The organism is Arthrobacter sp. SDR-2R, assembly GCF_057747955.1.
In genome coordinates, this window is the sequence record NZ_CM173231.1 from 1,095,236 (window position 1) to 1,120,705 (window position 25,470).

A 25,470-nucleotide genomic window follows, 5' to 3' on the forward strand; every position below is an offset into this window, starting at 1 on the left:
CTTCTTTGATAGTTGGCAGTTCCGCTAGTATGGGAACGTTTGCAGGAACGTTTTCAAGTTTGCACGTGTCGCAGCTCACTGTCAAGGGAACGTTTGCAAGTTGGAGGAATAGAGTGTCTGTTACACCCTTGCTGAAGAGGAGAACCGCGATGGAACGGGCCTTACCGGCTGAGATCGTTACCCTGAAGGACGTCGCAGCTGCCAGTGGCGTCAGCATCTCCACGGCCAGCCGGGCCCTGGATGAACGCACCCCGTCCCGTTCAGCGGCCGCAATACACGTCCGGAAAATCGCTGAGGAGCTCGGCTATCGGCGGAACTCCTTCGCCTCAAGTCTTCGCCGCGGCGAGACCCGGACGTTGGGTGTCTTGGTCCCCCGCCTGAGCGACACCGTCATGGCCCTGATGTTCGAAGAACTCGAAAAGGCCGCCTCTTCCCGCGGCTACTTCGCCATGGTCGCTACCAGTGGGGATGACCCTGAGGATGAACGACGCGCAGCCGAAACACTCCTGGACAGAAACGTCGACGGGTTGATTCTCGCCACGGCACGCCTCGATGACGAACTCCCCCGGCGGCTGCGTGAGCGCCGGGTAGCCCATGCGCTGGTGCTGCGCACCGACGGTATCAGCCCCTCCGCGCTCGGAGACGACGAGATTGGTGGATACCTCGCCGTACGCCACCTCATCGACCTCGGTCACCGTGACATTGCTGTTGTTACCGGTCCCGCCTTCACATCAACCGGAACCGCACGCCTGGCAGGAGCCCGGAAAGCACTGGGCGAAGCAGGGATACAGCCGCGCGAAGAATGGCTGATCGCAGCCGGATACGGCATCGAGAATGGATATTCGGCAGGTGAAACCCTGCTTGGACACACTGCGGGAAACCGACCCACAGCCATATTCGCAGCCAATGACAACATTGCCATGGGGGTCATTGCCGCGGCGCACCATCACCGGATCGAGATAGGGAAAGACCTGGCCCTCGTGGGCTATAACGACATCCCCCTGGCTGCCAGGCTCTCCACGCCCCTGACGTCCGTGCGGGTACCCCTGGACCAGATCGCCGCCACCGCGATCGACCTCATTATGAATCCCGGAAAGGAACCGCGCATACGGAAATCCCTTCCAACGCTCATTCCCCGCGAATCCAGCGGCGCCCCCAAACACTTTCCGCGGTAAGGGGGCGTCTACGCCTGGAGCCTCAGCTCCATGAACACGCTGTTGGGGTCCAGGACATAGTCGGCGAAGGGCGGGCACTCGGTGAACCCGTGCCGGGCGTAGAGACGCCGTGCGGGCGCGAAGTAATCCTCTGTTCCGGTCTCCAGGAAGACGTGCCCAAGGTTCCGGGCACGGGCGTCCTCAAGGATATGCCGAATCATGAGGGTGGCCACACCCCGTCCCCGCGCCGTTGCCGTGGTGCGCATCGACTTGATCTCGCCGTGCCTTGCGGCGCCGGCGGGGGAGGGCAAAAGTTTGAGGGCGCCGCACCCCAGCAGCGCGCCGTCCTCGCGTGCGGTCCAGAACGAGATGGACGGCGCGGACAGCGCGGAATGGTCCAGCGCGTGGACGCTTTCAGCGGGCGAGGTGGCGAACATGTCCGCCAGGTGCTCGCTCAGGAGCAGACGGACGTCATCACGCGCGGGGCTGTCCCGCTCAATCAAAATCATCGCTACAAATTTACCCGTTGCGCCCGGCCCCGCAGGTGTGCCAAGATTCCCATGATCGTGACCAGGCCGCAGGAGGTGAGACCCATGAATGCTGTATCCGCAATGGGTGCTCCCCGCAGTCCACGATCGAGCGGCTGAACTAGTCGCCACCGGGAGCGCCGAATCAGGCAATTCGCGAAGGGCGACTCCCATGAACTCAACACCTTCTTTAACCCCGCACGGCACCTTTGCGGTGTCTTCCGGGCGGGCACTGGTCCTTGGCGGCGGCGGCTCAACAGGAAATGCATGGCTGATCGGCGTCCTCGCCGGGCTGGCCGATGCCGGTTTGGACGTGGCCGGCGCCGAGCTGGTCATCGGCACCTCCGCCGGGTCAACAGCTGCAGCCCAGATCGCCGGCGCCCCTCCCGCCGAACTCTATGCGGCCGTCCTTGACGCTGCGCCGCAGCAACGAACGGCTCCGGCCGGAGCAGCTGCTGGGGTGAGTCCCGCCAGGCCGGTGTCCGACCACCTCGAGCGGACTGACCGGATCATCGCCTCAGCTGCAGATCCAGCCGACATGCGCCGCAGGATGGGCGCGCTGGCGCTGGACCTCGCTTCCGCGCATGACGCCACCGGGCGGTGGCGCGAAACCGTCGCCAGCCGGCTGCCAATCCGGGAGTGGCCGCAGCACAGGCTGCTCATTACGGCGGTCGATGCCCGCACCGGCGAACCGGCCGTCTTCGACCGCAACAGCGGCGTGGACCTGGTGGACGCCGTCGCCGCCAGCTGTGCCAGCGGGTTCGCCTACGGGATCGGGGACAGGCGCTATATCGACGGCGGCTACCGGCGCAACGAGAACGCCGACCTTGCCGCGGGGCACGGGCGCGTCCTGGTGCTTTCGCCCTTTGGCGGCAGGACCCGGATGCCGCTCGAATGGGGCATGCAGCTCACCGCGCAGATGGCGGAGCTGACTGCAGGTGGGAGCAGGGTGGAAACGGTCTTCTCGGACAGCGGTTCCGAGCACATGTTTGGCGCCAACGCCATGGATCTGTCACTTCGTCCGGCCGCGGCCCGGGCTGGGTTCAGCCACGGTGAAAAGCTGGCCCCGCAGCTCACTGAATTCTGGCGTTGAGTGGGTGGTTTTCCTGCGGCAATTTCGGAAATTTCGGCGCCATGCCCAAATCAGCAGAATCATCAATTTAATGTTTTTGTACTCCGCTCCGAAAATGACCAGACCCCGCCGCAGGGCAGGTGGAGGCGGCTGCGTGGGGCGATTTTGGGAGGGCTGGATAAATAAATAAAACGGCGTAGGGTGGCGGGTATCGCAAGCAAGGAAAGGCGTGATTCCGATGTCCGGAAAATCTCCCAGGGGCTCCGCTGCCAAAAAGGTCGGCAAGTCGATTCTTGAAAAACGGGCCGACAAAAAAGCGAAACATGAAAGCGGCATACTCAACATCGTGAAGCCGCGCAAGAACCAGCGCTGACAGGCGCGCGGGCGGCCGGAACTCCTAGCCCGGCCGCCCGCTGCTGACGGCCGGGATCAAAGCAGGAAGGACGACGGCGGGTGCCCACCCGCCGTCGTCCTTCCTGCCTGACTGCCAGTCCTCCGATGGTGACGCCGCGCCAGAAGGTGTTTTTGCCGCTCTCCCGCAGGTAGCCGGCGTTGACAGTGTCGCGCGGGAAGTAGTGGTGCCGGCGGCGGGCTTGTTTCCGGTGACGGCGCTATCGCGGGCTTTTGTCGATGACGCAGAACCGGTTCCCGTCCGGATCCTCCAGGACCACGAAGTCCGGGTCATCCGGGTACAGGTCCCAGTCCACCCGCTGGGCGCCCAGCGAGACCAACCGGTCAACCTCCGCAGCCTGGTCATCCGCGTAGAGGTCCAGGTGGATCCGCGGGTGGTCCTGGACGGGCGTTTCGCTGAGCTGGAGGGACAGTTCCGCGCCAGGGCCCGACGCCGGCACGAGGGTCACCCACGTGTCGTCGCCAGGTTCCCGCGGGACGTAGCCGATGGCGGCGTTCCAGAAGTTGGTGGCGGCGGCAACGTCGTTGACGCCGAGGACGATGGTTCCGATGGTCAACATCCGCCCAGCCTAAACCCGGTCCTTGGGGACCGGCCAGGTTCCTGCGCATGGGGGAGCGCCGGTGTCTGCGAAAGCTGCGCGCCCACGGTAATAGGCACGAAAGAGTAAATTCTGAAGATATGACAGAGATCCGCTGGCTGGAAGCATTTGTTGCGGTTGCCGAAGAACTGCATTTCGGCCGTGCCGCACAGCGCCTGCACACTTCGCAGTCGCCGCTGAGCCAGACCATCCGGAAGCTGGAGGCGGACCTGGGGACGCGTCTCTTTGAACGCAACACCAGAAGCGTAGCCCTCACACCGGCAGGGTATGCCCTGCTGCCGCGGGCGTACCGTGTGCTCCACGAAATGCGCCTTGCCCGGGAGGCGGCCCAGACCGAGGAGGCGGGCGTCCGTGGCAACATCAGGATTGGATTCTCAGGTGCCGTAAACCATCTCACTCTTCCGCCGCTCACCCGCGCCGTCCGGCGTCGCTATCCCGACATCAAGATGGACCTCACCAGCCGGGTCCGAACGGCTGATGGACTGGCCAGCGTCGCGAAGGGCGCTCTCGACCTTGCTTTCGTTGGCCTTCCCGAATCCCCGCCAGCGTCGGTGATGACCAGGCTGGTTGCCAGTGAGGAAGTCGGCGCGGTACTTCCTTTGGACCATCCGCTGGCCCAGGAACAGTCCATCCCATTGAAGTCACTGGCAACCGACGACTTCATTTCCCCGCCGCTGGATGGCTCATCGTCAATGACCGACGTGATGCTCGCGGCCTGCCAGGCGGCGGGATTCCGTCCCCGCATCGTCCAGGAGTTGTCAGACCCCTACATGGTGTTGACCTTCGTCGCCGCCGGTGTGGGGGTCACCCTGATGAGCAGCGGGATAGCGGGCATCATTCCCTCCGGAGCCACATACGTGGCCCTGGATGACCCGCCGCATTTCATGAACCATGCCATCGCGTGGTCGGCGGAGAACGATTCAGCCGTCCTGGCCGCTGTGCTCGGAGTTGTCGAGGAGATCTTTCCGGAGATTCCCCGCTGACGGCACCTAACTCCACTTAGTGGAATAGCAGCATAGTGATAGATCATTTTAGTCGTGGACTAGCTAAGTGATGACAGCCACACTGGATGGAGCAGCCGCATCAAGCGGCGAACCACAAGAAAGGGAACTCCATGTCAGTGTCGACATCGGCTCCAGCACGCCCCAAAAACAACGCGAAAATCGCGGCCGTATCCGGCTTCGTGGGCAGCGCACTTGAGTACTACGACTTTTTCATCTTCGGCTCCGCGGCAGCGCTGATCTTCGGCAAGCTGTTCTTCGCGCCCGGTCCCTCCGCCATGCTGCTGTCCTTTGCAACGGTGGGCGTCGCCTACATCGCCCGCCCGCTCGGAGCAGTGGTCTGCGGGCACCTCGGCGACAAGTTCGGCCGCAAGCGGGTCCTGCTCCTGACCCTGCTGCTAATGGGTACCTCGACCTTCCTCATCGGCTGCCTGCCTACCTATAGCCAAATCGGGATGGCAGCGCCCATCCTCATCGTGGTTCTTCGCCTTGTGCAGGGACTTTCGGCGGGCGGCGAATCACCCGGATCAAGCTCACTGACCCTTGAGCACGCCCCTGACGGGAAGCGCGCCTTCTACACCAGCTGGACGATGAGCGGCATCATGTTCGGCATCGTGCTTTCCACCCTTGTCTTTATTCCGGTGGCATCCATGCCCGAAGACCAGCTGTTCTCCTGGGGCTGGCGCATCCCCTTCCTCGCCAGCGCAGTAGTCACAGTCATCGCCTTTATCCTCCGCCGCCTCCTCGAAGAGCCTGCCGTCTTCGAGGAAGTCAAAGAGCACGACGCAGTGGTCAAGGTACCGCTTGTTACGCTGTTCCGGCATCACTGGGCAACCGTCATCCGCGTCACGGCAATGTCGCTGTTCACCATCATCAACACCATCATCAACGTCTTCGCCCTCTCCTACGCCACCTCGGTGGTCGGCGTGGAAAAGGGACTCATGCTGACGGTGATCGCCGTCGCGAACCTTGCCGCCGTCGCCATGGGTCCGCTGGCAGGCATGCTGTCGGACCGGATCGGCCGCAAACCCGTCTTCGTCTCCGGGCTGCTGCTGCAGATCGGCATGATCTACGTGTTCTTCATGGCCCTCTCCGCCGCGAACCTCCCGCTGATCTTCCTCACCGGCATCCTGCTGATCGGTGTCGCCTACACGTCCACCAACTCCATCTACCCCGCCTACTTCCCGGAGCAGTTCCCGGTCAGGGTCCGGTACTCGGGCATGGCCATCAGCCTCATGTTCGGACTGCTCCTGGCCGGATTCGCCCCGGTCATTTCCGAGCTGCTGATCGGTGGGGACAAAGCCAACTGGGTGCCGGTCGCAACCTTCGCCGCGGTGGCCTGTGCCATCTCCGCGGTCGCTGCGCTGATGGCACCCGAGACCTTCAAGACTCCAACTGCCCAGCTGGGACTCAAGAAGTCTGACCTGGCGCGCCACCCGGCGTCGTCCGCCATTCCTGCGGCAGCCACCGCCAAGGTGCAGGCATGAGCCAGCTCGCGCTGCCTGGCCTGTGGTCATTCCAACCACGTGAAGCCGATACCGGCCACCGGTTTGTCGTCGGACTGCTCGGATCGGGGATCGGCGGCTCACTGACCCCGGCCCTGCATGAAGCGGAAGCCGATAGCCTGGGCCTTTCCTACACGTACCGAGTCATCGATCTGGACGTCATCGGAGAACCCGCAGAGCGGTCCGCGGCACTGGTGCGGCGCGCAGCAGACCTCGGATTCGACGGCCTGAACATCACCCATCCGAGCAAACAACTGGTGCAGGACGGCCTCGACGAACTCTCACCCGAAGCCCGGATCCTCGGTGCCGTCAACACCGTCACTTTCCACAACGGAAGGGCGGTGGGCCACAACACGGACCACGTTGGCTTCATCGGCGGTCTCCGGGCCGGCCTTCCGACCGCAACGACCGGCTCGGTGGTTCAGATCGGTGCCGGGGGAGCCGGTGCGGCAGTGGCCTTCGGGCTGCTCAGCGCCGGAACCAGGAACCTGGTCATTGCTGATATTGAACCGGCAAGGGCCGAAGATCTCGCCGCCAGGCTCGCCCGGCACTTCCCGGGCAGCCAGCTGTCAGTGAGCGGGACGGATGCCATCGCCGGAAGCCTCCGGGAGGCCGACGGGCTGGTGAACTCCACGCCCATCGGCATGACAGGCCACCCCGGTACACCGGTGGATCCGGACCTCATCCACCCCGGCCTGTGGGTGGCGGACGTGGTCTACCGGCCGCTCGAAACCCAATTGATCAGGGCAGCGCGTGGCAAGGGCTGCGCTGTACTTGACGGCGGCCGCATGGTGGTTGGCCAGGCAGCCGCCGCCTTCGAACTCTTCACCGGGATTCCCGCAGACGCTGACCGCATGCTTGCCAACTTCCGACGGGCGGTTAGCCGATGACACGCCAGGCACCGGCCACCATCACCGGGTCCCGCTGCCTGGTGGTCGGGGCAGCCAGCGGCATCGGGCGTGCGACGGCGTCATGCCTTCGGGCGTCCGGGGCGGCGGTGGTCGGCGCCGACCTGCCCTCGGCCACCTGGCCCGGAGAAGCCGGGACCTCGTCACTGGCCATGGACGTCACCAACCCAAAGTCCGTTGCTGCGGCCGTGTCCGCCGCAACGGAGGACATGGGAGGGCTCGACGCGGTGGTGAACTGCGCCGGCATCCTGGGTCCCGTGTCCCCTGCGGCGGACATGTCCGTGGAAGACTTCGAACGCATCATCAGGATCAACCTGACCGGGGCGTTCATCGTCTCCCGGGCCGTCCTGCCGCGAATGGCAGAAGCAGGCTACGGCCGGCTGCTCCACATTTCCTCGACAGCCGGCAAGGAAGGCGTGGCCAACATGGCCGCCTACTCCGCCAGCAAAGCCGGGATCCTGGGCCTGGTCAAGTCCCTCGCCAAGGAGTTTGCGCTGTCAGGGGTCACCGTCAACGCCCTCGCCCCGGGCAATGTTGTAACCCCGCTCTTCGCCGAAGTTCCGCAGGAACAACAGGCAGCCCAGGCCGCCAAAATCCCGATGGGCAGGTTCGGCACGCCCGCCGAGGCGGCCTCGCTCATCCAATTCATCATTTCGCCGGCGGCCTCCTACACCACTGGCTTCGTTTTCGACCTGTCCGGCGGCCGCGCCACCTACTAGGCCGGAACCAGCCGGCCGCCCGGACCCACACACTTTCCCACCGCACCAGAAAGACGGCACCAGTCGATGAACACCGCACCACCTCCCACCGCCCGCCCTCTCCGGATTGGAATCGCAGGATGCGGCGCAATCTCCCGCAACCACCTGGAGGCCTTTCGCGCCCTTGACCACGTCACCATCGCCGGGGTCTGCGACATCGACCTGGACCGTGCGCGTGGCACTGCCGGGGCGTGGGGGATCCCGGCGGCAGTGAACACCGTCCGGGAGCTCCTGGACCTGGGCCTGGATATCATCTCCGTCTGCACGCCGCACCCCACCCATGAGGATGTGGTGTTGCAGGCCGCTGCGGCAGGGGTCCATGTTCTTTGCGAAAAGCCCATCGCCATTGAGCTGGCATCGGCTGAGCGGATGGTGAAGGCCTGCGGGGATGCCGGTGTGAAGTTGGGCGTCCTCTTCCAACGCCGGTTCTGGCCTGCCGCGCAGCGCATCCGTGCAGCGATTGACGACGGCACGCTGGGCCGGCCCATCATGGGCCAATGCTCGGTGATGTTGTACCGCGAACCGGAGTACTACTCCCGGGATGCCTGGCGCGGAACGTGGGCCAACGACGGCGGCGGCGTCCTGATGACCCAGGCCATCCATTACATCGACCTGCTGCAGTGGTTCATGGGAGATGTGGCAGAGGTCTACGGGAAGATCACCACCTACAAGCACGGCGGGCACATCGAAGTGGAGGACTCAGCGACGGCCGTCATTACCTTCACCTCCGGTGCCATGGCCACCCTTGAAGCGTCGACGGCGGTGTCCCCGAGCCTTGGCGTGCAGGTCAGGATCACGGGGGAGACCGGTGCCTCCGCGTCCCTCACCGAATTCCCGGAAGGCAGCGACGGGCGGGTGGACCTGTGGGCAGTATCCGGGACGGTCAGCACCGAGCCTGCCTACCCGGAAGGAATGCAGGGGAACGTTCCCCTGGAAAGGATCAATGGCCAACTCATCCCCCACCACACCTCCCAGGTCAAGGATTTTGTCCAGGCCGTCCGTGAAGGAGGCGAACCGGCCATCACAGGCCGGGACGCCACGAAGGCCCTGCGGATCCTGCTGGCGGTTTACGAATCGTCCCGTACCGGCAAACCCGTCCACTTCACCCAACTGCCGTCAGATACCCTGCCCCGTGTTCGGGTTGCAGGCTAAGGAACGTCATGGAATCCAACACACGCCACGCCGCCCGTCCGCTCACCCTGGGCCGCAACGGCCGCACCCCAAAAACTCTCCGTAACCGCCTCGCCTCCGCTCCCATGGAACGCAATTACGGAACCGCCGACGGCCGGATCACCGAGCAGTACATCGACTATCTGGTGACCCGCGCCAAGGCCGGGCTGGGGATGGTCACCACCGAGGCCACGTATGTCCGCGCCGACGGCAAGGGCCGCACCCACCAGCTGGGCCTGCACAGTGATGCCATGATCCCGGGTTTGCGCAGACTCACGGACGCCCTGCACGCGGAAGGCGCGCTGGCCGCCGTCGAACTCAACCATGGTGGGCGCACCGCCCAGGCCGCCGTGTCCGGTCTCCGGAACGTGGCGCCCTCAACGGTGGCGTGCGAGGTGGCCGGCGGCGAGGTTCCGCGTGAACTCACCGTGGAAGAGTGCCACGAACTGGCGGAAGCCTACGCCCACGCCGCCCGCCGGGCGGTCCAAGCAGGGTTCGACGTCATCAACATCCACGGCGCCCACGGCTACCTGATCCATCAGTTCATGTCGCCCATTTCCAACCACCGCACGGATGAATTCGCCGCCCCGGAACGTTTCATGAACCTGGTCATCGATGCAGTGCGGGCGGCTGTCCCGGACACCATTGTGGGCATGAGGGTGTCAGTTGTTGAAGGTCCAGCGGACGGCATCACCGCCGAGCAGCAGGTGGCCATCATCGCCAGGGCCCGCCTGGAGCACCTGGACTTCCTGGACCTCTCCGCCGGCAGCTATGAAGCCGGCGAATGGATTGTGCAATCCGGCGAATGGAAGCCTGGAATCCTCGCTGACTACGCCAAGGCGTACCGACAGTTCGGCCTGCCCCTTGGGATGGCGGGGCGCCTGAACTCCCCGGCCATCATCGAAGAAGTACTCCGGGAGGAAACCTGCGATTTCGTCAGCCTTGCCCGCGCCATCCACGCCGACCCGGCTTTCGTCGGCGGCGTCCTCCAGGGCGGCCGCTACCGTCCCTGCATCGCCTGCAACGTCTGCATCGACAACCTGGGGCTCGGCCAGGTGACCTGCACCGTTAACCCGGCCGTGGGACGTTCCCGCGTTCCCGTTCCCACACCTGCCGTTCGCGAAGGATCCCGCGTTGTCGTGGTGGGTGCCGGCCCTGCGGGCCTTACGGCAGCCCGGGAACTTGCTGAAGCGGGAGCGCAGGTGACCGTCCTCGACGACGGCGCCCGCGCGGGCGGTCAGTTCGCCCTCGCCGAGCGGATGAAGTCCACGCCGGACTTCCACCGTTTTGCCGAATGGTCCGCGGAGGAGAATACACGGCTGGGCATCGATGTCCGGCTGGGGGTCCACGTGAATACCGGCCGCCTGGACGACCTTGTCCGCGGCATGGAAGCAGACGCCGTCGTGCTGGCAACGGGGGGTCTCCGACCCGCGGCAGGATTCACCGGGGCAGACTCCGCCAACGTTCTGGATGTCCGCGAGTGGCTCGCCAAGCACCCGGAGGTTCTCGGCGCCGGTCCGTCAGACAGTGAAGTCCCTGATGCCGTGACCATCTGGGGAGCGGACTCCGTCGCCATGAGCGTCGCTGACACTTTGGCCCACAGGGGGACGGCTGTGCTCCTGGTGGGCCCGCAGGCGGCCATCGCGCCGGAATCCGGGCGGAGGGCCAAGATCCTGGCCGTGCCCCGGCTTGAGGCCAACCCACGGGTACGGATCCGGCTTGGCTCGACGATTGAAGAGTACGACGGCGGCCGGGTCCGGATCAGCGGTCCGGGCCTGGCTCCCGAGGGGGAGTGGCTGGACGCGCCGGGACCGCTCCTGGTTTCGCGCTCCGTGGTTCCGCTTGACGGGTCCGTCCCGGCGCGGATCCGGGACGGAGAGCTGGGCCGCCAGGCCACCGTGCCGGTGACGCTGGCCGGGACCGTGGCGGACCAGGCCCCGGCCATTGCCTCCAACGCCGTCAAGAGCGGCTATGACGCAGCGCAGAGGATCGCCGGGCTGCTGGCGTCCAGCGCCGCCGCAAACACCGAATTGAGCCTGAACGGAGCATCGTCATGACCGGAAATGCGCACAGGCCCATCGGCCTGGCACAGCTGTCCCTGCTGAACACGGCCCCGCCTGAACTTGTTGGCGTGGCAGCCCGGGCGGGCTTTGATTTCGTCGGCGTCCGGGTCCGGCCCGTAACGCCGTCCGAACGGCGTTACGAGCTGCAGCCCGGTTCACCGATGCTGCGCGAAACGCTGGCCCGGATCCAGGACACGGGCGTCGGCGTACGGGACATCGAATTCCTGCTTCTTGACGGAAGCGACCAGCGCGACGCGTGGCTGCGGATGATGGAAGCCGGCCAGGCACTCGGTGCCAGTTCCCTGACGGTGGCCGGCGGCGATCCGGACAGCACCCGCCTGACGGACACACTGGCGCGGATGACCGAGGACGGTCGAGGTTTCGGCATCACACCCACCCTGGAGGCGATCTCCTACCAGCCGGTCGCCTCCATCGCCCATGCAGCTGGCATCGCGCGACAGGCGGGCTGCGGGATCGTGGTGGATACCCTCCATTTCAACCGCTGCAGCGGTCCGGGCGCGGCCGCCCAGTGGAAGGAGCTGCGCACCAACGCGGACCTCGTGCCGCTCCTGCAGTTGTGCGACGGGCCGGCAGCACAGCCGGTCAGCCGTGAGGCGCTGGTCTTAGAGTCGCGGTCTGAGCGCGGGATTCCCGGCGAGGGCGGGTTCGGCCTTGCGGAGGCGGTTGCCGCGGTGCCGCCCGGACTTCCGGTCAGTGCGGAGGTGCCCTCGGACCGGCGCGTGGCGGAATTTGGCGAGCTCGGCTGGGCACGCAGGCTCAAGGCAGGCGTTGACACTGTGCTGGCGCAGGCCGGCAGCAGGCAGCCGAACAGCTCTGTCCGCGCGGCGGCCGCGACATGAGCGCCACCACAAGCGAGATCACGACGGCGGAGCTTACGCCGGGTGTGCGCATTCCGCTCGTCGGCCTGGGAACATGGCCCTTGACTGGTGAGGGCGCCGCAGCGGCGGTGCAGCAGGCCATCGGCAACGGCTACCGGCATATCGATACGGCCGAGAACTACGGCAACGAAGAAGCGGTGGGGGAGGGGATCCGCCGCAGCGGTATCGGGCGCGGAGACCTTTTCCTCACCAGCAAATTCAACAGCCGGTGGCACAGCCGCAGCGGAGTGCGTGATGCCTTCGGCGAGGCTGTAAAGCGGCTCCGCGTCGACTACCTGGACTTGTTCCTGGTTCACTGGCCCAACCCAACCCAGGGGAGGTTCGTCGAAGCCTGCGAAGGACTGCAGGAACTTGTCAATGACGGCTCCATCAGGGCCTGGGGCGTCTCCAACTTCAAGCCGGCGCATCTACGGCTCGTTCAGGACGCAGGCCTTGCCGTCCCGCTGAACCAGGTCCAGGTGGACCCCGAGCACGGCCAGCCGGCGCAACTGGCCTGGCACCGTCGGCACGGGATAGTCACTGCCGCCTACAGCCCGTTGGGCCGCAACGGTAAGTTCCTCGGCCATCCTGCGGTGACCGGACCGGCGCGGCAGCTCGGCAAAACCCCCGCCCAAATTGTCCTGCGCTGGCATGTCCAGCACGGCCGGGTGGCGGTGCGAAGTCCGCGGACGGCCAACGCCAGCGCGAGAACCTGGACGTTTTCGGCTTTGCCCTGGCACCGGAACAGCTTGAGGCCATCGACGCCCTGGAGACCGGCGCGCCGCCGCGCCTGGACTCCGATACCTTCTTCCATTAAGAAAGCACCGAAATGACTGCATCATCAACAACACCTTCATCTGCCCTGCCGACGATAGACTGCGACGTCCTGGTGGTCGGCTCCGGGGCCGGCGGCCTGTCCGCCGCCGTCACGGCTGCCTACCACGGCTTAAAGGTCATTGTGGTGGAAAAAGCCGAGGTCTGCGGCGGGGCCACATCATGGTCCGGTGGGTGGGCCTGGACGCCCGGAAATCCATTGGCCAAGGCCGACGGCGTCGCCGAGGACCGGGAACTGTTCCGTACGTACCTGCGCCACTGTCTCGGCCGGAATTATCAGGAGGAGCGGGTAGAGGCCTTTCTGGAAGCGGTCCCGCACATGGTTGGCTTCTTCCAGAACAAGACAAGCCTCCAGTTCGTGCCGGGAACCAAGATCAAGGACATCTACGGCAACACCCCGGGCGCGGGCGCCGGCCACCGCTCAGTGGGGCCCAAGCCAATGAACGCCCGCCGGATCAAGCCAGAGCTGCGCGCCAAGATGCGCCACCAGCTCTACGAAACCTCGTTCCTTGGAATGGGGATCATGGCGGGTCCTGACCTGACCAAGTTCCTCTCCGCCTCCCGGGGCAACATCAGGGGCATCGTCCATGCAGGTTGGCGGGTGGGCTTCCACCTCCTGGACCTCCTCACACACCGCCGGAACATGCAGCTTGTCAACGGCACGGCCCTCACCGGGCGCCTGCTGAAGTCGGCAGATGACCTGGGGGTGGAAATCCGCGTCTCCACCCCGGCCAAGCACCTGCTTACCGACGGTTCCGGCACGGTGACGGGCGCCGTCGTAAGTTCCCCGCAAGGTGAGCTGCAGATCAATGCCTCCCGCGGCGTCGTCCTGGCCGCAGGCGGCTTCCCCAATGACATCTCCCGGCGCAAGGCGCTGTTCCCCGGGAACCCCACGGGCCGGGAGCATTGGACACTGGCACCGAAGGAAACCACCGGGGACGGCATCACCATGGCCCAGGCCATTGGGGCACGCTTCGAGACCGATGTCGCGTCGCCCGCTGCATGGTGCCCGGTGTCGCTGGTCCCGTACCGGAACGGACGGACCGGTACGTTTCCGCACATCATGGACCGTGCCAAGCCGGGCAGCATCGGAGTCCGCCGGGATGGCAAGCGGTTCGTCAACGAGGCAAACGGCTACTACGACTACGTTGAAGGCCTGCTCAATGCGACCCCCGAGGGTGAGCCCGTAGAGGCGTGGCAAATCGCCGATGCCGCGTTCGTGCGGAAGTTCCCCCTGGGCATGGCGAAACCCCTGCCGGTGCCTCTCTTCCCGTACATACGGTCCGGCTACCTCAAGAAGGGCAACACCCTTGAGGAACTGGCGGCAGCATGCGGGATTGATCCACAAGGGCTCACGGCCACAGTGGCAGCCTTCAACGCCAATGCCCGCCTGGGCATCGACCCCGACTTCAACCGCGGAGAGACCGAGTTCAACAGGTACGGCGGCGACCCCGGAAACACCCCCAACCCTTCACTGCGTCCCCTGGAAAAGGGCCCCTTCTACGCGGTGAAAATTGTCCCCGGATCCTTCGGTACCTTTGCCGGACTCGCAGCCGATCATCACGCACGGGTCCTGGATACGCAGGGCCAGCCCATCAGCGGCCTTTACGTTGCGGGCAACGACCAGGCCTCAGTCATGGGTGGGCACTACCCGGCTGGCGGAATCAACCTGGGCCCCGCGCTGACCTTTGGGTACATTGCGGGGCGCCGCCTCGCGGACGCTACGGAGTATGAAGACGACAACACCCCCGAACCGGGAGTACAGGGGAGCCAAGTTCACCCAGGCTGAGAGACGTGCAAGCTGCGAGAGCCCGGCTCCCTGCCGGAACCGGGCTTTCCCGTCCCGGGACTAAACGGCAGGCACCACGCTGCAATCCGCCCTTGAACCAGCGAGCTGCGGCGCCCACCCGTCACTTCCCTGCAGGTATGTCCTGGCCGTGTACTTGGCCGCCTCAGCCGCGGGCAACTGCGGACGGTCGGGGGTAACCTGCGCGCCGGGGCCGTGGTTGTTGTACTCATGGAACCGCGCCTCGCGCCAGGAGAAGCCGCTCATGTCCGTCCACGGCGTGCCGGAGATGTGGGCGCCAAGCCAGGAGTCCCGCACCAGGACCTGGGCAACGGCTTTCGGGTCGCCGCTGGGATGCCACGGCCTGCCGAGATGGACGGTGTCCCTCGCCGCGTCCGACACCAGCCGGCACTGGTCGAAGAGGTAACCGTACGGGATGGACAGGTCCTGGCTGCCCGCCGTCACGTAACCGTTGTTGGTGGTGGAACCCCGATCCAGGGATTTGATTTCGCAGCCTCTGAAGACGGCCGTTCCGCGGCCGAAGATGAAGTCCACGTCGCCTTCCACATAGCAGCCGTCAAAGTAGAAACGGGCCTGGACGCCTGCACCCGGTGAGTTGACCAGCAGGGTGTCCTGGTTGCCCAACAGCCTGATGTTGGACAGCACCGACCGGTCCGCCGTGATGTGCAGCGCCACGGCCTGGCGGTCCTTCATCCCCGTGTTGGCTGCCTCGTCGAAATCGTTGCTGATGGTCAGGTTCCGAGCCACAAAGTCCGGCCCGTCGATCCGGACGGACGCGCTGCCGGAGGTGCCAAAGTTCCCGCTGCCACCCGGCTTGGGGGTGCCGGACGCGTTGTTGAAGACCAGCACCACATCCTCGGGACGTCCGCCCTGGCCGATGAAGGAGATCCGCGGCTTGTCGGCCGGAACCCGCACGGCTTCGCGGTAGGTGCCGGGCTGGATCCTGATGACGGCCCGCTGGAGGCTCCCCGCAGGCGCGGAATCCACGGCGGCCTGTACGGTAGCGAACGTCCTGCCGGGTCCGACGTCGAGCGTCATCGGGACGTCGATGGGCCGCTCGGCCGGCCAGTACATGTCGAGCAGGGGTTCCGTGACGGCATCGATGTTCTGGAAATAGCCCGGCGGGACGATCTCCTTGGACTGCAGTTCACGTGCCACGAGGCGGGCCACCGCCACCGCGCCGGCGGCTTGGAAATGCGTGTTGTCCTCCGAACCCTGAGGGTACTGCGGGTGCTCGCCGGGAGCCAGGAAAAGGAACTGCGACTTGGTTCCTTCCGGCCCCAGCTGCTGCCAGAGCTGCTTCGAGGACGCGGTGAGGTCCACCAAAGGAGTGCCGGACGCGGCGGCAAGCTCCCGGACAGCCTGCGGATACGCGCCGTGGGAGTCCTTCGCATTGCCGAACGAGTCGAAGCGGCGGCGTTCCACCGGGGTGACCAGCACAGGTTTTCCCCCGCGTGCCCTGGCCCCGTCGATGTACCTGCCCAGGTACTCCTTGAACGTGGTGTCCGGGAGCGTTCCGCGCGCTGGGTCCGCCACCTTTTCGTCATTGTGGCCGAAAGAGACCAGCAGGTAATCGCCCGCCTGCATCAAGGTCAGCACCTGGTCCAGCAGCCCGGTGTCGGCAAAGCTCTTCGAGGAGGCGCCGGACCATGCGTAATCAAAGACGGTTGCCTGCGACCCCAACAGGAGTGGCAGGGCCTGGCCCCAACCGGCGCGGGGGCGCTCGGACTGCTGGTAGGCCGACGACGTCGAGTCCCCGACCACGAAGATGACCGGCCTGTTGCGGGGTTTCGTGGGGTCGGGGCCAGCTTGGGCGAAGGCCGCCGCCATGCCCGTTCCAGGGAAGGCTGCGGCGCCGGCGGTGAGTGCCAGCGCTGTCAGGACGCTGCGGCGGCTGGGCAGGATGGCAGCCATCAGAGGTCGCCTCCGGCCGTGAAGACCGGGCCCGTGGAGTCCTTGAGCAGTGCCGGCACGGCCTGGGCCGGGTGGACCTGGGTGCGCAGGGCAGGTATCCAGGACGTGTCCTCGGCCAGCTGGTCTGCGGGCGCCGCGGCGGCGTTGTACTCGGCGCGAATGTCGGTGATCTTGCCATTGACTGCATTGGCGGTGGTGGTAATGGCCGTTCCCTTGTAGCGGCCGATGATCTCCGCCGCATCAACGCCGGCTGGAAGCGTGAAGGCGTTCGCCTCCGCGTAGAGGTGTGAGCTGAACCCGGCGCCCAGGCTGTATTCGTAGGGGATGGCGCTGTCTTCGGTCACCTTGAAGTGGTTGTTGTACACGTCCACGTGGCCGAACCGGACGCGTGGCGCGCGCTGGCCCACATTTTCAAAGACGTTGTGGTGGATGGTGACCCGCAGTTTGCCGGGGTCCCCGCGCGTGGGCGAATCGGTGGAGCCGATCAGCAGCAGCTTGTCGTGGTCGGAGAACCGGTTGTAGGACATGGTTACCAGGTCCGATCCGTTGGTGACATCGACGGCGCCATCATGCACCTGGTAGGGGCGGCCGAAGTAGAGCGGCTGGGAGCTGTCGAGATTGGGGGCGTCCGTGAAAGCAGAGTGGTCGATCCAGACGTGCGTGGCCTTGTTAATGACTTGCAGCAGGTCGTATTCGCTGTTCCAGTTCCCTTCAGTGCCATCTGTGGGATCCCACGCGGGAAAGCAGTCGGCAGCGTCCCGCAGGGTGAGGTTACGGACGATGACATTGCTGGCTCCGTTGATGCGGAGGGCTGCGCCGGTGATGCTGCTGCCGGGAGTGGCACCGACGATGGTGGTGTTGCCTGGGATGTCCCACCGGATGGTCTTCGCCTGCTTTGCGGCGGCCAGGCGCCTCGCGTCCTCCTGCGGGCCCTCCGGCTTGCGGTCCCGGCCGTAGGTTGCCGGATCAAAATCCTCGAGGTACTGCGCCAGGCTGTAGTTCGTGCCGTCCGCGTAGCTTTCGCAGGTGAGTGGCGAACCATCCGCGGCAGTGTTGGCGTCGATGCTGCCGTGGACACGGACAATCTTGGGCTGGTTGCCGCCGGTGGCGAATGCAGCCAACAGTTCCGCCTTTGTGGAGACGTCGTAAACATTGGCGGCCTCTGCTGCCGAGCCGCCGGTGGTTCCAGTACCTTCGGATGCCCAGCCGTTTCCAGTGGGAAGAATCTGGCGCTCAAGCGGCGTCTGGGCGGTCTGGGCCGTGGGATCCGCCACTGGAACTGGGGAAGCTCCTGCCGGTCCGGCAACGAGGAGTGCTCCTGCAATGGCAATGGCTGCAGACATGGATAAGTGCGTACTGCTTTTTCGCATGTTCTCTCTTCCGTCATTGGAATGAACTGCGCCCAGGACCGGGGCCACTATGCCGCCGACATTTGTGAGCGCTGACAAGGACCATATCCAGAAAACGGTTTCTCGGCAATAGTTCTACTCCGGCTAGACTCGCCTGCATGGGGGAGAACAACATGCCTGACGAGCGCCAACCGTCCAAACGCGGCAAGCTTCCAGCCGCCGTCGTGCCAGTGCTCGGTGCTGCGGCGGTGCTGCTTGGCTGCCTGATCGCGTACCTGAACCGTAACTTCACCGGCTGGTCTGCCTATGCGCCGCTGAGCAAGACGCCCTTCAGCGCCAACGGCGCGGCCTTCGTCACCCAAGGGACCCAGATAGGCCTGGCCATCATGGCCGCCGGGCTGCTGGTGCTCGCATTCTGGGCCGGCTACCGGTTGGGACGGCGGGCGAAGCCCGTGCGCTGAGGCCCGGCGGAGCCAGCGGAGCCGCCCAGCGGAACCCGCCTTGATACGTCGGAAAATTCCGACATATACTGTGGGTGTGCTTCCCGATGTCTTCGCCGCAGTAGCCAACCCGGCACGGCGCACCATCCTGGACGAGCTTCGGCAGGGACCGCGGACGGCGGGTGAGCTTACCGGCCTGCTGGACCTCAGCCGCCCCGCCGCGTCCGAACACCTGGCCGTGCTTCGCGAGGTGGGGCTGGTCCGCGAGGAGCGGCAGGGCCGGAACCGGGTGTACCACCTCCAGCCTGTCGCCCTCGCCGAGGTCGGTGGCTGGGTAAAGAACTTTGAGCACTACTGGAACCAGCGGCTGGACGCGCTGGCAGACCTTCTGGACGAGGAGAATCCGTCATGACCGAGAATGCCATCCGGCTGGAACGCCGCTACCCGCACCCTGCCCCGGCGGTGTGGGCTGCACTGACCACACCGGAACTGCTGGCGCGCTGGTGGGCGCCCGGCGATATTGCGCCCGTGGCGGGACATCGTTTCACCATGGACATGGACGCCTGGGGCCGGCAGCAGTGTGAGGTCCTGGCCGTGGAGGAGGGCAGCTCCATCAGCTTCCTCTTCTCCGAAGGCCAGCTGGACACCACCATCACCTGGCGGCTCGAACCAGTCGACGGCGGTACCGTCCTCCACTTCGAACACGCGGGCTTCCAAGTCGATACCCCTATGGGCCGCCATGCCATAGAAGGCATGGGCAACGGCTGGCCGGGCCTGCTGGCCCGCATTGACGGGATCCTCGCCGAAGGCTCCTGACGCCTTGGGGGAGCGGACGACGGCGGGACGCGCCCGCCGTCGTCCGCTCCCTTCCGCGCCTTCCGCGGGTTTACCGCCCGAAGGCGAAGGGTAACGATGGAGTATGACTGATTCAGGAGCGGGCGGCGCCAACGACCCCTTTGACGGCAGCGACGGGATCGTGGCCGGAACCGAGCACCTTGAGACGCCTGAAAGCATCGCCGAGGATGTCCGCCACGACATCCAACTGGGCCACGTCCAGGACGATGTTACCCACGTCCTTGAGGAGCGGTTCGAGGAAGCAGGCATTGAGGCCCGCCCTGAGGAAGTGGATGACCTCGCCGAAGAAATCGAGCGGGACGCATCAAGCTAAGCCCCTGGCGTCGACGCCAAGGAGCAGGTGCTTCACCGAGCAGGACGGGCCTGAAACGGCAGGTAACAACCTGGTCCAGTGCGCTGGCCGTGTTGGGCGCATGGCTCCAAGGAGTCATACCGGTGGTCCAGGTGGCCCGCCCCTCAACAGGGTGGTTGCGGCTTAGGGCCAATCGGCCCGGGTGAAGCGTATGGGGCTCCGCAGTGTGAGAAGGCAATCGGATGTCCACTCGGCGACATTGCCTTGTGAGTCCTGTGCATTGGGCGCTGCGACCTGCTGCACGTCCTGGTTTGCAGCGTCTTGAGGACCATCGGCGATGCTTTTCATTTATCCCCCTTGGCAAGCGTGTGTGCCCACCCTAGGCACCCCGGAATGCCAAAGGAAGAGAGTTAATCCACCAGCGGGATAAACTGCGCAAATCTTGAGTATCAGCGCGATTGTTCCCGCATCCGGCGCCGCAGCTCACATCCCGGCATGCGAGAAAACAGTGCTGAAGAAGGCGGCCAGCGCGTCTGCTCTGGCCTGCGTTTCGGACTGGGATGCCGTGTTGCTGTTTGCCTCCACCGACAGCGTCCCCTTGCGCGCGCCGGCCCGGATATGCCATGCACCCGTCCCGTCGGAGAGCTGATAGGCCATGGCGTAACCCGAGTCGGCAGCCACCCCAAGGTTCAAGGGGGACACCGAGGTCCACGCCCGGCTGCCCCCACCGGGCAGGCTTTCGTTAACGTTCGTGCAGCCCCGGAGGCGCTCCGCCCTGGAGTCAAACGGATAGGGTGGCCCCATGGTCGAGGGCATGCTGATGACGGTGAAATCGGTGTAGTCGTTCTTGCTGGCCCCCGCAATCTGTCCCTGCCCGTAGACGGACCCAAGCAGCGAGGCGGTGTAGGTCTCGTCGCTGATGGTGCAAGGGGAATCAGGCAGCTGGGATGAGGCGCCAGGGGTGAAGCCGGGAGGCGGCCCAAGTACCGTGGCCTGCGGCAGGCTGACCGGTTCCCCGTTCGGGCCGGTGATGCCCTTGAACAGTGCCACCAGCTGGTCCGGGGTCAGGGAGTTTGGCGGCGGCGCTGCCACTGATGAAGCGCCCTTCCCTGCCTGGTCAATGAGCTCCTTGGCAAGTCCTGCCATGGCCTCAAGGGCGGGCTTCGCATCAGACTCAGAGTTGAGACTGGCAACCCCAAGACTGAGGGTAATGGACAGTGTGCCATCCAGGACCCGAAGCCCCACGGTGCCTATATCCCCATGGCCCGTCGGCTTGGTGACCTGCATGAAGCCGTGCTGCTTTTCCCCGACTTGGGGAGCGGCAAGCAGTTGGAAGGCGGATGTGGAGGTCCGGCCGGCCTCGGTGTAGGCCAGGTCGAACTGGCGGCAGCGGGACACGAGATCATCCGCGTAGCCGAAATCAGCCTTGGCAATGGTGTCCTTGTCCGCGCTTCGCAGGATGATCATGATGGTGGTGGTGGGGCCGGACTCACCACCGGCCGGCGGCATGCCGCCTTCCGCAAAACCGATGTCCTTGTCAGCCCAGCGGGCGAAGGGATCCTGCGGGACGAAGGCGAGGCAATCCCCGGGTGTCGTTTCCATTTTCGTGGAGGGAAAGGACCCGCTGACGGCGCCGCTTCGAAGCGAAGCCGAATCATGGGCGGCGGGGAAGGGCAGGTTGCGGGTCTGGCCCACGCCGTTGATGATGGCCACAAGTTCAGCATCCGAGAAGGGCTTTGACAGGGATGCCGTTGCGCCGGGGCTGCTGGGCGCCAGGGGGGTTTGCGGGGCAGGCCCGGAGGTGTTGGAAGGGCTGCTGCCCTGGGTGGTGCTACCGGAGGAACAGCCGGCCACGGCGAGCAGGACGGCCGCCATGCAACTGAACCACCACCTGCCGTTCCTTCGTGGAGCAGCAACGCTGCGCTTCGCGGCTCCACGAACTGCCATGGCCGGCCTCCTTTGCCAGCACCCACGCTAGGCCGCCACCCGGACGCCAGCTAGGGCCGTAGGACCCGGCCCGGCGCCGTGCCACCAGGGACGGCAGAACCCCTGGCGGCAACCAGCGGCGTGACTTCCAGCCGGGTTCCCGGCCCTGCCAGCACCAGGACATGCTGGGCTGCCACGCCCTCCAGGGCGGCAGCCACCTGCGGGACGATGTCCTCCACCCCGGCAGGAAGGACGGACGACGGCGGAAGTCCGGCGCCGCCGTCGTCCGCCCTCAGCCACGTGGTCACCTTGGCGCCGCCGGTGGCATCAGCGATGCCACGTGCCAACGCCTCCGGGTCCACGGCACCCGGCGCGTAGCCGCTGATGAGCGTGACCCGCTCAATCACCCGTTTATGGATGGGTGCGGCGGCGGCAAGCAGGGCCCGGTCATGCCGCCACAGCGCAAAGTGGTAACCCGCCACCAGCCCGGCCGCCACCAGGAGGCCCAGCGGGGCCCGGATCCGGTCCAAAAGGCTGCCGCCCGAAACGTCACCCAGGAGGAATTCGAAGAGCCGGTAGCCAATGACCAGCAGCGTAATGAGCGCCACCACCGCACTGACACCGAAAAACGCCACCAGGTAGACGCGCCGGCCGGGAGGGATATCGGCTGCCGTCCGCGGCTGGTGCCTCGGCTTCCAGGCCTGCCACCAGACCGGGCCGCCGACGGCGAGGGAACTGATGCCGCCCAGGAGCAGGGTGCGCGTGGCACCACCGGCCAGTGGCGATACCGCAGCGGCCAGCAACGCGTTCACCACCACTCCGATGCCGGACGCGGCCGCGGCAAGCGCCACGGCCGACGTCACCAGGAGACTGGCGCGGCGGGTCCGGGGTGATCGGTGGACGGACGTGGTGCGGTGGTACCGCCACACCAGGGCGCCGATGACGGCGGCCGCAATGGCCGGGGCGAGCGGTTCGAGCAGGTCGTTCAGCGGGTCGTTCCGGTCAAACGCCAGCCGCAGGAGGACAAACAGGATGACACCCAGCCCGCCCAAAGCGGAGATCCCGGCGACGAAGATGCCGACAACGATGATGGTGACGTCCACCAGCCCTGTTTGGTAGCGCCGGCCACCCTCCCGGAACCAGTGCCACCACCACACCACTGCTCCGCCGGCGGCCCAAATGAGGGACCGGAGGACGTCGACCCACCACGGCTCAAAGGTGGCGGTGGCCGTGAAACCGCGGATGGCGACATCCAGCAGCGTACTGAGCGCGGCAATCGAAGCGCCGGCGGCCAGCAACAGGCCAAAGACGAAGCCGACGACGGCGCGCACGTCCTCAAGGTGCGATGACGGTTTGCGGGGGTGCTTCCACATCCACCGGTGCCACCACCAGATAGCTGCCCACACAAGGGCGTTGGCCAACGGGGACTGCCACTGGCTTTCCTTCGCATCAACAAAAGATGAGGCGAGGTCCAGCAGCGATGTGGTGCCGATGATGAGCGAGACCGCGTACATACCGGTCAGGTAGAGGCCCCACCCGGGCGCAGTCCGCTCCGATTCGTCGTCGAGCCTCCGCCACACGAACCACCAGAGAAGCAGTGCCAGCGGTCCGCCGATCAGGGTGAAGGCCAGCGACAGGGCCAGCCCGGCCACGTCGCCCGCCGCCAGGACGGACGCCGTTCGGAACAGCCGTTCCAGCAGTCCGCTGAGGCCTGACGCCGTGATAACCACCAAGGCAAACAGCAGAACGTACAGGATCAGGCGGCGAAGTGTGGCCAGGCCGCTGGCGGGAGCGGGAGCCAATGGTGCTGCCGGCGCCGTCATTGCTTCACCGGCGTCACGGTGCAGGCCATCAGGGGGTACGGCGGCTGGTCGATCATCCATGTCCCGTTCACCTTGAGGAGCGAGAAGGCGTCCTCCATCTCATACTCTGAGGGGCCGAACGGTCCGCCCTGGGCTGACCGCACGATCGAAACTTTGACGGTGGCTGAATCGGTGCGCTCCGTCGTCGAAATCAACACCACCCGGGCAGGGCGCGGTTCGCCCGGATAGGACCCACTGCACCTGCTCCGGGCACCCTCGGTGAGGAAGGACTGCGCGGTGGGGATGTCGCCGTCGATCACGGCTTTGCTGTACTGCTGGACCACTCCGGCGGGGCTCGCCTTATCCAGCGGTGCCGGCTCACCCCGGGTAAATACCACGGCCAGCGCAACCACCACCAGCACCACCACAACGCCCGCCAGCGCGAGCAGGATCCGGTCCGGTTTTCGCGCTGCGTCGTCCATGGCGCAAGTATGCGGCAGGTCGGCGGCTTTCGCCCGTGTCTTAGGACCTGATTTTCCGCCGCCACTCGAAAACTCAACAACGTTGCGCCTCACGCAACATAATCGGGCATTGCTGGCAGATTGCGTTCGTCCTGCGACGGCGTTGCCACTCCGTGGAATGAGCTAATAAACTTTATCGGCGGCTATTGACTGTGGCACGCGTCACGGCCTATCTTGAAACAACCATGTTGCAACAGCTGCAACTCCTACTTTTACTGGTGGTTCCATGAGTAACGAATCAAACTCACCCGTCGCAGGAGTCATTGCCAATGACGTTGATGCTCCTTCCGCGGCAGGCCACGGCGCGGACAACCCGGTGGCCAGCAAGGACGTTCGACGCCGGGTGGTCACGGCGAGCTTCATCGGCAACTTCGTCGAGTGGTTCGACTACGCCGTGTACGGCTATCTCGCGGCCGTGATTTCCTCGGTATTCTTTCCCGAAGCCGACCGGCAGACCGCGCTGCTGGCAACCTTCGGCGTCTTTGCCATTTCCTTCTTCTTCCGGCCCCTGGGCGGCTTCTTCTGGGGCCACATCGGCGACAAGCTGGGCAGGCGCAAAGCCCTGTCGCTCTCCATCGTCATCATGTCCGTCTCCACCTTCTGCATCGCCCTCATTCCGGGATACTCAGCCATCGGCATGCTGGCTCCGGTCCTGCTGCTCCTGGTCCGCGTGGTGCAGGGCTTCTCGGCAGCCGGCGAATACGCAGGCGCCTCAGCCTTCCTGGTGGAATACGCCCCGGCCAACCGCCGCGGACTCTACGCCGCGGTGGTCCCGGCCAGCACCGCAGCGGGCCTGCTCCTGGGTTCCCTGATCGCTGCGCTCCTCAGCTCTGTGCTCAGCACCGAACAGCTGCACGAGTGGGGCTGGCGGCTGCCGTTCCTCCTGGCGGCCCCCATGGGCCTGATCGGCCGCTACATCCGCACCAAGCTGGAGGACACACCCGCCTTCCGCGCCCTGGCCGACCAAGCCGAATCAGCGCCTAAGGCTCCTGCGCTGGACATGTTCCGGACCTACCGCAAGCAGCTGATCATTGCCTGCGGGGCAGTGCTGCTCAACGCCGTCGGCTTCTACGTCATCCTCAGCTACATGCCCACGTACCTTTCCGAGGAACTGGGCTTCGGGCCCACCGAATCCTTCCTGGCCACTACCATCGCCCTGGCCAGCTACATCGGATTCATCTTCCTGACCGGCATCGCGTCGGACCGGTTCGGCCGCAAGAAAATGCTGATCACCGCCTCCGTGCTGTTCATCCTCCTGACCGTCCCCGCCTTCATGCTCCTGGACACCGGCAACTTCCTGGTCATCGTGCTGGTCCAGATCCTGCTGGGCGGCATGCTCACCCTGAACGACGGCACCCTGCCCAGCTTCCTTGCCGAACTGTTCCCCACCAAGGTCCGGTACAGCGGATTCGCCGTCAGCTTCAACCTGTCCAATGCATTGTTCGGCGGCACCGCACCCTTCATGGCCACACTGCTGATCGGCCTGACGCAGAGCAAGCTGGCCCCCGGCTGGTACCTGGTGGCGGCCTCTGTCGTATCCCTGGTGGCCGTGCTGTTCGCCGCCGAAACGTCGCGGAAGCCCCTTAAACACCTCTGAGCGACCAGAGGCCCCTCAACCAACCCCTCGCACAAACAACACCAACTGCAGCGCAATCACCTGCCGCGGCATGCCCTGGCAGCAGCT

The 25,470-nt window shown here is 65.6% G+C and carries 24 protein-coding genes; 17 read left to right on the top strand and 7 right to left on the bottom strand.

The genetic code is table 11. The annotated features are described in order from the left end of the window. Window positions 1–149 precede the first annotated feature (149 nt). Entirely contained in the window at window positions 150–1,175 is a 1,026-nt protein-coding gene (locus tag AC3ANU_RS05035) for a LacI family DNA-binding transcriptional regulator (RefSeq protein ID WP_488315572.1), read from the top strand. Window positions 1,176–1,183: 8 nt separating this feature from the next. Here AC3ANU_RS05035 and AC3ANU_RS05040 read toward each other — a convergent pair whose 3' ends face one another. Further along, window positions 1,184–1,663 carry a GNAT family N-acetyltransferase gene (locus tag AC3ANU_RS05040; RefSeq protein WP_478222857.1) on the bottom strand — a complete coding sequence of 160 codons (480 nt, stop codon included), beginning with the start codon at window positions 1,661–1,663 and terminating at the stop codon, window positions 1,184–1,186. Window positions 1,664–1,853: 190 nt separating this feature from the next. Here AC3ANU_RS05040 and AC3ANU_RS05045 point away from each other — a divergent pair, with 190 nt between their 5' ends. Together AC3ANU_RS05045 and AC3ANU_RS05050 are read left to right on the top strand one after the other, a co-directional pair. Continuing rightward, complete coding sequence (locus AC3ANU_RS05045; protein WP_488315573.1) at window positions 1,854–2,774, top strand: patatin-like phospholipase family protein; 921 nt, start codon at window positions 1,854–1,856, stop codon at window positions 2,772–2,774. A gap of 208 nt (window positions 2,775–2,982) precedes the next feature. Further along, complete coding sequence (locus AC3ANU_RS05050; RefSeq protein WP_155845608.1) at window positions 2,983–3,126, top strand: hypothetical protein; 144 nt, start codon at window positions 2,983–2,985, stop codon at window positions 3,124–3,126. Window positions 3,127–3,364: 238 nt separating this feature from the next. Here AC3ANU_RS05050 and AC3ANU_RS05055 read toward each other — a convergent pair whose 3' ends face one another. Further along, on the bottom strand, window positions 3,365–3,724 hold the full coding sequence (locus tag AC3ANU_RS05055; protein ID WP_144600224.1) for a VOC family protein: 360 nt from the start codon (window positions 3,722–3,724) through the stop codon (window positions 3,365–3,367). 119 nt (window positions 3,725–3,843) lie between these two features. Between AC3ANU_RS05055 and AC3ANU_RS05060 the strand changes: the two genes are divergently transcribed. The 9 genes from AC3ANU_RS05060 (at window position 3,844) to AC3ANU_RS05100 (ending at window position 14,669) form a co-directional block, all read left to right on the top strand. Continuing rightward, window positions 3,844–4,746: a LysR family transcriptional regulator gene (locus AC3ANU_RS05060; RefSeq protein ID WP_018770653.1), complete on the top strand. Its 903-nt coding sequence runs from the start codon at window positions 3,844–3,846 to the stop codon at window positions 4,744–4,746. Between the two features lie 131 nt (window positions 4,747–4,877). After that, on the top strand, window positions 4,878–6,251 hold the full coding sequence (locus AC3ANU_RS05065; RefSeq protein WP_488315574.1) for an MFS transporter: 1,374 nt from the start codon (window positions 4,878–4,880) through the stop codon (window positions 6,249–6,251). Then, complete coding sequence (locus AC3ANU_RS05070; RefSeq protein WP_018770651.1) at window positions 6,248–7,159, top strand: shikimate dehydrogenase; 912 nt, start codon at window positions 6,248–6,250, stop codon at window positions 7,157–7,159. The genes AC3ANU_RS05065 and AC3ANU_RS05070 overlap by 4 nt, the downstream gene beginning before the upstream one ends. Further along, window positions 7,156–7,896 carry an SDR family NAD(P)-dependent oxidoreductase gene (locus AC3ANU_RS05075; RefSeq protein WP_018770650.1) on the top strand — a complete coding sequence of 247 codons (741 nt, stop codon included), beginning with the start codon at window positions 7,156–7,158 and terminating at the stop codon, window positions 7,894–7,896. The genes AC3ANU_RS05070 and AC3ANU_RS05075 overlap by 4 nt, the downstream gene beginning before the upstream one ends. A gap of 66 nt (window positions 7,897–7,962) precedes the next feature. After that, window positions 7,963–9,087, top strand: coding sequence for a Gfo/Idh/MocA family protein (locus tag AC3ANU_RS05080; protein ID WP_488315575.1), 1,125 nt, complete (start codon window positions 7,963–7,965; stop codon window positions 9,085–9,087). Between the two features lie 8 nt (window positions 9,088–9,095). Continuing rightward, a complete protein-coding gene (locus AC3ANU_RS05085) occupies window positions 9,096–11,162 on the top strand; it encodes an FAD-dependent oxidoreductase (RefSeq protein WP_488315576.1) in 2,067 nt (688 codons plus the stop codon). Then, window positions 11,159–12,028, top strand: coding sequence for a sugar phosphate isomerase/epimerase family protein (locus AC3ANU_RS05090; RefSeq protein ID WP_488315577.1), 870 nt, complete (start codon window positions 11,159–11,161; stop codon window positions 12,026–12,028). Before AC3ANU_RS05085 ends, AC3ANU_RS05090 begins: the two co-directional genes overlap by 4 nt. After that, the gene (locus AC3ANU_RS05095; protein ID WP_488315578.1) at window positions 12,025–12,879 is read left to right on the top strand and encodes an aldo/keto reductase; all 855 of its coding nucleotides are present in this window, start codon (window positions 12,025–12,027) and stop codon (window positions 12,877–12,879) included. Before AC3ANU_RS05090 ends, AC3ANU_RS05095 begins: the two co-directional genes overlap by 4 nt. Then, window positions 12,876–14,669 (top strand): FAD-dependent oxidoreductase, encoded by a 1,794-nt coding sequence (locus AC3ANU_RS05100; protein ID WP_488315579.1) that lies wholly within the window; start codon window positions 12,876–12,878, stop codon window positions 14,667–14,669. Before AC3ANU_RS05095 ends, AC3ANU_RS05100 begins: the two co-directional genes overlap by 4 nt. 60 nt (window positions 14,670–14,729) lie before the next feature. Here AC3ANU_RS05100 and AC3ANU_RS05105 read toward each other — a convergent pair whose 3' ends face one another. Then, window positions 14,730–16,601 (bottom strand): pectinesterase family protein, encoded by a 1,872-nt coding sequence (locus tag AC3ANU_RS05105; RefSeq protein ID WP_488315580.1) that lies wholly within the window; start codon window positions 16,599–16,601, stop codon window positions 14,730–14,732. Then, window positions 16,601–17,944, bottom strand: a complete 1,344-nt coding sequence (locus AC3ANU_RS05110; RefSeq protein WP_488315581.1) for a pectate lyase family protein — start codon at window positions 17,942–17,944, stop codon at window positions 16,601–16,603. Before AC3ANU_RS05110 ends, AC3ANU_RS05105 begins: the two co-directional genes overlap by 1 nt. 164 nt (window positions 17,945–18,108) lie before the next feature. Here AC3ANU_RS05110 and AC3ANU_RS05115 point away from each other — a divergent pair, with 164 nt between their 5' ends. The 4 genes from AC3ANU_RS05115 to AC3ANU_RS05130 all read left to right on the top strand — a co-directional run bounded on the left by AC3ANU_RS05115 (window position 18,109) and on the right by AC3ANU_RS05130 (window position 19,558). Then, window positions 18,109–18,411, top strand: coding sequence for a hypothetical protein (locus AC3ANU_RS05115; protein WP_488315582.1), 303 nt, complete (start codon window positions 18,109–18,111; stop codon window positions 18,409–18,411). Window positions 18,412–18,487: 76 nt separating this feature from the next. Beyond that, entirely contained in the window at window positions 18,488–18,802 is a 315-nt protein-coding gene (locus AC3ANU_RS05120; RefSeq protein WP_488315583.1) for an ArsR/SmtB family transcription factor, read from the top strand. Beyond that, complete coding sequence (locus AC3ANU_RS05125) at window positions 18,799–19,206, top strand: SRPBCC family protein (RefSeq protein ID WP_488315584.1); 408 nt, start codon at window positions 18,799–18,801, stop codon at window positions 19,204–19,206. The genes AC3ANU_RS05120 and AC3ANU_RS05125 overlap by 4 nt, the downstream gene beginning before the upstream one ends. 103 nt (window positions 19,207–19,309) lie before the next feature. After that, a complete protein-coding gene (locus AC3ANU_RS05130) occupies window positions 19,310–19,558 on the top strand; it encodes a hypothetical protein (protein ID WP_018770639.1) in 249 nt (82 codons plus the stop codon). Between the two features lie 462 nt (window positions 19,559–20,020). Here the strand turns inward: AC3ANU_RS05130 and AC3ANU_RS05135 are convergent, their stop codons facing one another. Genes AC3ANU_RS05135 through AC3ANU_RS05145 form a run of 3 tightly spaced genes read right to left on the bottom strand, consistent with a single transcriptional unit; the run spans window position 20,021 to window position 23,747 of the window. Next, window positions 20,021–21,484 carry a hypothetical protein gene (locus tag AC3ANU_RS05135; RefSeq protein WP_488315585.1) on the bottom strand — a complete coding sequence of 488 codons (1,464 nt, stop codon included), beginning with the start codon at window positions 21,482–21,484 and terminating at the stop codon, window positions 20,021–20,023. A gap of 50 nt (window positions 21,485–21,534) precedes the next feature. After that, window positions 21,535–23,286, bottom strand: a complete 1,752-nt coding sequence (locus AC3ANU_RS05140) for a DUF5671 domain-containing protein (RefSeq protein WP_488315943.1) — start codon at window positions 23,284–23,286, stop codon at window positions 21,535–21,537. Further along, complete coding sequence (locus AC3ANU_RS05145) at window positions 23,283–23,747, bottom strand: LpqB family beta-propeller domain-containing protein (protein WP_488315586.1); 465 nt, start codon at window positions 23,745–23,747, stop codon at window positions 23,283–23,285. Before AC3ANU_RS05145 ends, AC3ANU_RS05140 begins: the two co-directional genes overlap by 4 nt. 265 nt (window positions 23,748–24,012) lie before the next feature. Here AC3ANU_RS05145 and AC3ANU_RS05150 point away from each other — a divergent pair, with 265 nt between their 5' ends. Next, on the top strand, window positions 24,013–25,383 hold the full coding sequence (locus AC3ANU_RS05150; RefSeq protein ID WP_488315587.1) for an MFS transporter: 1,371 nt from the start codon (window positions 24,013–24,015) through the stop codon (window positions 25,381–25,383). Window positions 25,384–25,470: the final 87 nt, after the last annotated feature.

Bases quoted from the DNA above. Each gene is read 5' to 3' on its own strand.
- AC3ANU_RS05035 (WP_488315572.1), top strand. From the start codon at position 150: ATGGAACGGGCCTTACCGGCTGAGATCGTTACCCTGAAGGACGTCGCA.
- AC3ANU_RS05040 (WP_478222857.1), bottom strand. From the start codon at position 1,663: ATGATTTTGATTGAGCGGGACAGCCCCGCGCGTGATGACGTCCGTCTG.
- AC3ANU_RS05045 (WP_488315573.1), top strand. From the start codon at position 1,854: ATGAACTCAACACCTTCTTTAACCCCGCACGGCACCTTTGCGGTGTCT.
- AC3ANU_RS05055 (WP_144600224.1), bottom strand. From the start codon at position 3,724: ATGTTGACCATCGGAACCATCGTCCTCGGCGTCAACGACGTTGCCGCC.
- AC3ANU_RS05060 (WP_018770653.1), top strand. From the start codon at position 3,844: ATGACAGAGATCCGCTGGCTGGAAGCATTTGTTGCGGTTGCCGAAGAA.
- AC3ANU_RS05065 (WP_488315574.1), top strand. From the start codon at position 4,878: ATGTCAGTGTCGACATCGGCTCCAGCACGCCCCAAAAACAACGCGAAA.
- AC3ANU_RS05070 (WP_018770651.1), top strand. From the start codon at position 6,248: ATGAGCCAGCTCGCGCTGCCTGGCCTGTGGTCATTCCAACCACGTGAA.
- AC3ANU_RS05075 (WP_018770650.1), top strand. From the start codon at position 7,156: ATGACACGCCAGGCACCGGCCACCATCACCGGGTCCCGCTGCCTGGTG.
- AC3ANU_RS05080 (WP_488315575.1), top strand. From the start codon at position 7,963: ATGAACACCGCACCACCTCCCACCGCCCGCCCTCTCCGGATTGGAATC.
- AC3ANU_RS05085 (WP_488315576.1), top strand. From the start codon at position 9,096: ATGGAATCCAACACACGCCACGCCGCCCGTCCGCTCACCCTGGGCCGC.
- AC3ANU_RS05090 (WP_488315577.1), top strand. From the start codon at position 11,159: ATGACCGGAAATGCGCACAGGCCCATCGGCCTGGCACAGCTGTCCCTG.
- AC3ANU_RS05095 (WP_488315578.1), top strand. From the start codon at position 12,025: ATGAGCGCCACCACAAGCGAGATCACGACGGCGGAGCTTACGCCGGGT.
- AC3ANU_RS05100 (WP_488315579.1), top strand. From the start codon at position 12,876: ATGACTGCATCATCAACAACACCTTCATCTGCCCTGCCGACGATAGAC.
- AC3ANU_RS05105 (WP_488315580.1), bottom strand. From the start codon at position 16,601: ATGGCTGCCATCCTGCCCAGCCGCCGCAGCGTCCTGACAGCGCTGGCA.
- AC3ANU_RS05110 (WP_488315581.1), bottom strand. From the start codon at position 17,944: ATGTCTGCAGCCATTGCCATTGCAGGAGCACTCCTCGTTGCCGGACCG.
- AC3ANU_RS05115 (WP_488315582.1), top strand. From the start codon at position 18,109: ATGGGGGAGAACAACATGCCTGACGAGCGCCAACCGTCCAAACGCGGC.
- AC3ANU_RS05125 (WP_488315584.1), top strand. From the start codon at position 18,799: ATGACCGAGAATGCCATCCGGCTGGAACGCCGCTACCCGCACCCTGCC.
- AC3ANU_RS05130 (WP_018770639.1), top strand. From the start codon at position 19,310: ATGACTGATTCAGGAGCGGGCGGCGCCAACGACCCCTTTGACGGCAGC.
- AC3ANU_RS05135 (WP_488315585.1), bottom strand. From the start codon at position 21,484: ATGGCAGTTCGTGGAGCCGCGAAGCGCAGCGTTGCTGCTCCACGAAGG.
- AC3ANU_RS05140 (WP_488315943.1), bottom strand. From the start codon at position 23,286: ATGACGGCGCCGGCAGCACCATTGGCTCCCGCTCCCGCCAGCGGCCTG.
- AC3ANU_RS05145 (WP_488315586.1), bottom strand. From the start codon at position 23,747: ATGGACGACGCAGCGCGAAAACCGGACCGGATCCTGCTCGCGCTGGCG.
- AC3ANU_RS05150 (WP_488315587.1), top strand. From the start codon at position 24,013: ATGAGTAACGAATCAAACTCACCCGTCGCAGGAGTCATTGCCAATGAC.